The organism is Microbacterium sp., from assembly GCF_041909575.1.
Classification (GTDB): Bacteria; Actinomycetota; Actinomycetes; order Actinomycetales; family Microbacteriaceae; genus Microbacterium.
This window is the reverse complement of sequence record NZ_JAYRDE010000171.1, coordinates 1-3,770: the sequence shown is the minus strand read 5'-3', so window position 1 is coordinate 3,770 and position 3,770 is coordinate 1. Positions and strand designations below refer to the sequence as shown.

4 protein-coding genes are annotated in these 3,770 nt (G+C 73.4%); 2 read left to right on the top strand and 2 right to left on the bottom strand.

Translation table 11 applies throughout. The features are described 5' to 3' along the window. Positions 1-2,606 (bottom strand): UvrD-helicase domain-containing protein (locus ACE3O1_RS15110; RefSeq protein ID WP_374316453.1); only part of this gene is annotated, 2,606 nt, incomplete at its 3' end. 137 nt (positions 2,607-2,743) lie between these two features. Between ACE3O1_RS15110 and ACE3O1_RS15105 the strand changes: the two genes are divergently transcribed. Both ACE3O1_RS15105 and ACE3O1_RS15100 read left to right on the top strand, forming a co-directional pair. Further along, positions 2,744-2,968 (top strand): DUF3107 domain-containing protein, encoded by a 225-nt coding sequence (locus tag ACE3O1_RS15105; RefSeq protein WP_374316451.1) that lies wholly within the window; start codon positions 2,744-2,746, stop codon positions 2,966-2,968. Positions 2,969-2,973: 5 nt separating this feature from the next. After that, positions 2,974-3,264 carry a hypothetical protein gene (locus tag ACE3O1_RS15100; RefSeq protein ID WP_374316449.1) on the top strand — a complete coding sequence of 97 codons (291 nt, stop codon included), beginning with the start codon at positions 2,974-2,976 and terminating at the stop codon, positions 3,262-3,264. Between the two features lie 22 nt (positions 3,265-3,286). Here the strand turns inward: ACE3O1_RS15100 and ACE3O1_RS15095 are convergent. Beyond that, positions 3,287-3,770, bottom strand: a 484-nt coding sequence (locus ACE3O1_RS15095; protein ID WP_374316447.1) for a ferritin-like fold-containing protein, incomplete at its 5' end; no start/stop codon positions are given.

Sequence of the window (3,770 nt, the reverse complement as noted above, 5' to 3'; positions counted from 1 at the left end):
AACCGCCGCAGGTACAGGTGCAGCCGGCGCACGAGGTCGCGCGCGCGCGTCTTCTCGGCGCGCTCACGCCAGTCCGCTTCGAAGGTCAGCTCGCCCCACCGGGCGTCGACCTGCTCCCACAGCGCCTCCTCGGTCGACTCGGCGGCATGCTCGAGGGCGGCGTGGATGATGGTGCCGAGGCCGGCCGTCGTGCTGCCGGGGTCGCCGCCCAGATCGCCGATGACCCAGTTCAGCTGGCACTCCTCGAGTGCCTGCAGCCGCGACGGCGAGACCCGCACGTCTTCTTTCGCGAGGTCGCGGAGCGGTCCGGTCGACGTCGGCGGCGGGACGCCGAACCACTGAGCCGGTGCGGCGCCGGCCACGCCGGCATCCGCCAGCAGCGCGAGCTGGCCGGCCGCGTGGATCGCCGCCGCGGAGGCGGCGCTGCGCTCGGTGAGGGTGCGGCGATGGCGCGCGACGAGACCGCGCAGCGACAGCGGATGGTCGACCGTGTGGCGCTCCGGGTCGGGGAAGAACTCGAAGAAGACGCTGGGTCCGGTGTCGTCGTCGTCGACCGCGGTGACGATCACCCGCGCTGTGGCGCGCGACAGCGCGCGGGCGAGCAGACGCAGCTCGTCGTGCATCGCCGAGCGGCGCCGGTCGAGGACGCCCGGTGGGTCCCCGGTCGCCCGGGACGCGGCATCCGGCAGTCGCCACGTGTCGAGGAGGCTTCCGCGCAGCCGCGTGTTGGGCCACACCCCCTCCTGCATGCCGGCGACGACCACGGTGTCGAACTCGAGACCGAGCGCGCCCGCCGGGGTGAGGATCTGCACCGCGTCGTCGCGCACCGGCGCGGTCAGGCGGTCCTCGGCCACGTCGGAGTCCAGGATGCTCCGCACGAACACCCGCGGATCGGCGTCGAGCGACCGCTCGACGAAGCGCTTGGCGGCCTGGAACAGAGCGACGAGGGCGTCGAGGTCGCGGTTGGCCTGCTCGGCGAGCGGGCCGTGGCCGTGCGCCATTTCCGACCAGCCGCGCTGGAGCCCGCTGCGGTCCCAGGCGGCCCACAGCAGCTCGTGCGCCGTCGCGCCTCGCGCGAGCTCGTCGCGCAGGAACGCCAGCGTGCGCGCGAGCTGCGCCGCGCGGCGCGCCTCGCGCATGTCGAGCAGGTCGAACTCGAGAGGCTGCCGCATCGCCGAGAGCAGGAGATCCTTGCCCGCCCGCTCTCCCCCGGCAGCGAGCTCGGTGTGACGCAGCGTCGAGCGCAGACGGCGCAGCTCGATCGGATCGAGGCGCCCGTAGGTGCCCAGGAGCGCCGACGAGACGTCCTCGAACTCCCATTCGTCGCGGGATGCCAGGTCGATCAGCCGCAGCAGATCGCCCACCGGCCGCAGCGTGCCCAGTGCCCTGCCGGGGCCGCTGGAGCGCGCCGGGACCTCGCGCGCCGCCAGCTCGGTCTCGAGCGCGGCCACCTGCCGCGTGTCGTGTGCGATCACCGCGCAGCGTCCCCACGGAACGCCGTCGTGCACGTGCCGCTCCCGCAGGAGGCGCGCGACGGCGTCGTACTCTTCGGCCGCCGAGCGCATCAGCAGGGCGCGCGCCGAGTCGTCGGGCTGCGCTCCGTCGCTCCCGCGCCGGTGCGCGACGATCCCGACCGCGCCGATCCGCTGCGTCACGCGGCGCACCAGCTCGGCCTGCCACGCGGTGCCGCGGTGACCCCGCGCCAGGACGTGCACCTCGCCGAGGCTCGCGGCGAGCCGGGCGAAGTTCTCGGGCGTGGCACCTCGGAAGGACCCCGAGCCCACGTCGGGGTCGCCGAATGCGAGCACCGGGATGCCTCGCCCGCGCGCGGCTTCGAGCAGCTCGACGCCGCCGAGGGTGAGCTCCTGCGCGTCGTCGACGAGGATCGTGCCGACCCGGTCGAGCGCCTCGATGCCGTCTCCGAGCGTGCGCACGAGCCCGACGGCCTCGCGCACCAGTCCCGCCGCATCGCGATGCGCCCCGCGCATGTCGGCGCGCACGTCGAGGTACTCGCCGAGGAACGAGGCGAGCGAGACCCAGGCGGCGCGCTCCTCCCGCTCTCCGAGCGCCCGCAGCCGTTCCGGCCCGATCCCGAGGGTGGTGCACTCCGCGAGGAACGTGCGCACCTCGGTGCGGAACCCCGGCGTCGCGCGGATCCCCGGCGCGAGCCACTCCGGCCACCGGGAGGGAGCGGATGCCTCGTCCTCGGCATCGCCCTCGAGCAGGTCGTGGATCAGCTGGTCCTCGTCACCGCCCGTGAGCAGCTGCGGCGGCTCGGCATCGGTCGCCACCGCGTGCGCCCGCACCAGCTGGAATGCGAAGGATGCGACCGAGCGGGCGAGCGGACCCGACGTCGCCCGATCGACGGCGATGGCCAGTCGATCGCGCAGCGCGGTCGCCGTCTGGCGGGACGGGGTGAGCACGAGCACGGCATCGGGGTCGAGTCCGCCCTCGACCAGCGCCGCCACACGCGCGACGAGCGCGGTGGTCTTGCCGGTGCCCGGCGCTCCCACGACCACGCCCGACGCGTCGGGCGGCAGGCCGACGACGGCGCGCTGGCGATCGTCGAGCACGGTCGCCGCACCCGACTCGTCGCTCGCCACCATGCCCTCGACCGTAGCGCGGGCGACGGACAATCCCGTTCGCCGAGAGCGTGCGCCGCACGACCTGGCCGCCTGTGCCCGTGTCGTAGAGTTGCCATGCGCCCGGGAGCCGGCGCGCAGAGCAGGAGAGAGGCCCTCACGTGGAGATCCGCATCGGCATCGCGAACACCGGACGCGAGCTCAGCTTCGAGACCAACGAGCCCGCTGCCGACGTCAAGAAGTCGATCGCGACCGCACTCGACGCCGGCGCCACCCACGTCACGTTCAGCGACACCAAGGGCAACAACTACATCGTCCCCACGGCGGGCCTGGCCTACATCGAGCTCGGGACCGAGGAGTCCCGCCGCGTCGGCTTCGTCGCCTGACACCCATGCAGATCCTCATCGCGCTGATCGTCGGAGCCGCCCTCGGCGTCGCCGTGCACTTCCACATCGGCCACCGCACGACGCGCGGCGTCGTGATCGCCCCGATCGTCGGCGCCTTCTCCGCCGGTCTCGTGTGGACGATCCTCACGTGGGCCGGGGTGGGCATCGACAGCATCTGGCTGTGGCTCTCGATGTTCGTGGCGCCGCTGCTCGTGACCTATCCCGTGGTGATCCTCCTGACGCGGGCGCGCGTCGCGCACGACGCCGCCGAGCGCACCCGCTTGAAGATCGGCTGAACCGGCAGCGACAGACTGCCGCTCAGGCCGCGAGGTCCATGGCGTCCATGCGCTTGGAGTGCGCCGACATGAGCTCGGTGAACACCGGCTCGACCTTGGCCTCGTCCACGGCCCCGAGCGTCGATGGTCGCAGCGCGGCCCGCGCGATCAGCAGCGTGTCGCCGACGAGGCGCCTCCCCCACAGAGCGAGCAGAGATGCCCACTGCGGATCGCCGTCGATCGTCCGCAGGATGATCGCCACGATCGCGTCGCGGTCGTCGTCGGCCTGCAGGATCCGCGCGACGCGACGGCCGGTCTCGCCGTAGCTCGCCGACAGCGCGAGGTAGAAGTCGTCGAGCATCCCCGCGGTGATGTGCACCGACAGGAGGGTCTCCTGGGGCCTCACCCCGTGCGTCGCGGCCCGGAACGCGTCGAGGGGCTCGCGGAAGGGCAGCATCAGGTCGGTCGGGTCGTCGCCGCGCTCGCGGATGAGGGCGACCAGCTCTTCGTGCTTCGTGAGCGCCGCT

Coding starts and splice junctions, on each gene's coding strand:
- ACE3O1_RS15100 (WP_374316449.1), top strand. CDS start 2,974: ATGCAGATCCTCATCGCGCTGATCGTCGGAGCCGCCCTCGGCGTCGCC.